Genomic DNA, 1,887 nt, shown 5'->3' with positions numbered 1-1,887 from the left:
TGACCTGCAGTTGGGCATCAAGATCGGCATTAGTTTTTACCTGCTCTTCACGCGCCCGCAACGCATATTGATTACGCGCTTCATCGATTTTACCCTGTAGCTCTGTGGCCTGACGCTGAAGACGGATCACCTCAACCTGGCTTGCTGCCCCTTTCTGTACCAGAGGCTGGGTCATCTGCAACTCTGCTATCACCAGCCGGTAGTTTTTCTGCAGATTGTCGACCGTTTCATTCAAGTTACGGCGGCGGGATTCATACAATTGCTGCTCGCGGGCAACCAGATCCGGTTCGCGCATGGATTCGGCGCTGAACTTCAGCGGAGCGCCGGTCAGTTCAGCACGTAAGCGTTCGCTGGACGCACGCAGCGCTCTGGCTCGTGCAGCCGCTTCGCCGTAGTTTGACTGAAAGCGCGTCGGGTCAAGCCGAGCCAGTACCTGTCCCTGCTCGACAATATCCCCTTCGCGTACCGCCAGCGACTTGATGATCCCACCATCCAGGCTTTCGATCACCTGTGCATGGGTCGAGGGCGTGATTTTGCCCGTACCAACAGTCACCTCATCAAGGATCGCCCACCACGCCCAGGCCACAAAGACCAACAGACCGACCAGCGACAGCCAGATAATCGACGAGTAAAACCGCCCCTGACGCGCCAGCTCTTCCTGCATCCCCAGTTGACTCATGGCAATATCCTCAGGCGATAGACGCCACGTTACTGTTATTCTGCGCCTGCTTGAGCAGCGAATCTCGTGGGCCATCGGCAATAATTTTGCCGTTTTCCATCACCACAATTCTGTCCACCAGATTGAGTAACGCGGGGCGATGGGTTACCAGGATCAGCGTACGCCCGGTCAGCCACTGCTGGAGCTGGCGGATAACCCAGGCCTCCAGCTGTTCATCCATTGACGCGGTGGGTTCATCCAGCAGCACAATCTGCGGATTGCGGACGATTAACCGACTCAACAGCACCATCTGCCGCTGCCCGCCGGAAAGCCCGCGCCCACCTTCGTTAATCAACCGGTCAAGGCTAGCGGCATCCTGCTGCACCATGGTGATCGCCCCACTGATACGCAGCGCCTGAATAAGTTCCGCCTCAGTGGCATGAGGATGTCCAAGCATCAGATTTTGCCGCAGCGTACCGAAGAAGAGGCGCGAATCCTGCGAGAGATAGCCCACCTGGCGACGGACGTCATCGGGGTCGATATGCGCCATATCAACGCCGTCGATAATCGTTTTGCCTTTCGTGGCCTGCGCCTGGCCAGAGAGCAACTTCAGCAGCGTCGATTTTCCAGCCCCGGTTTTGCCGAGAATGGCAACACGCTCGCCGGGTTTAATCTCCAGCTCGCCTATCTGTACCGCCTGTTCGCCCTTCTCTTCGTCATAGCTGTACTGCAAGCCCTGGACCTGGTAATGACCCGCCAGCACCGGGCAGTGGGCCATTTTTTTGTCGGCTTCTTTATCGAGCGGCTTTTTCAGCAGCTCATTCAGCCCGGTCATCGCCGATTTTGCATGTTGCCAGCGGGAGAAGACCATCGTCAGTTGCATCAGCGGCGCGATCGTACGCGAGGAAAGCAGGCTACAGGCGACCAAAGTACCGGTCGTGATCCCGCCATCCAGCACCAGATAGCAGCCAAACACCAGCATTCCGGCGTAGGTGATCTGCTGAACAGTAGAGGCCCATCCGCTAAGTCGTGCGCCCCACACGCGCTGTTTCATACCGATTGCGGCACTTACCGAATGGGTGTGCTCCCACTGCCGCTGGAAATAGGGTTCCGCCTGCAGAGCTTTGATATCCTCGATCCTTCGATCGATTCGACCAGCACCGCATTACGGATAGCGCTCTCACGCATCCCCTCTTTAGCCAGCTTCGCCATCGGCCACTGCACCAGCA

At 57.4% G+C, this 1,887-nt stretch carries 2 pseudogenes; both read right to left on the bottom strand.

Going from position 1 to position 1,887, the window contains the following annotated elements:
- A pseudogene (locus GKAS_RS23250) lies at positions 1 to 679 on the bottom strand (secretion protein HlyD); the annotation flags it as partial.
- A gap of 10 nt (positions 680 to 689) precedes the next feature.
- A pseudogene (locus GKAS_RS23245) lies at positions 690 to 1,887 on the bottom strand (ATP-binding cassette domain-containing protein); the annotation flags it as partial.

Source organism: Kluyvera ascorbata ATCC 33433, assembly GCF_000735365.1.
Classification (GTDB): Bacteria; Pseudomonadota; Gammaproteobacteria; order Enterobacterales; family Enterobacteriaceae; genus Kluyvera; species Kluyvera ascorbata.
The sequence above is the reverse complement of the archived record's forward strand: the minus strand, read 5'-3'. Positions and strand labels throughout refer to the sequence as shown.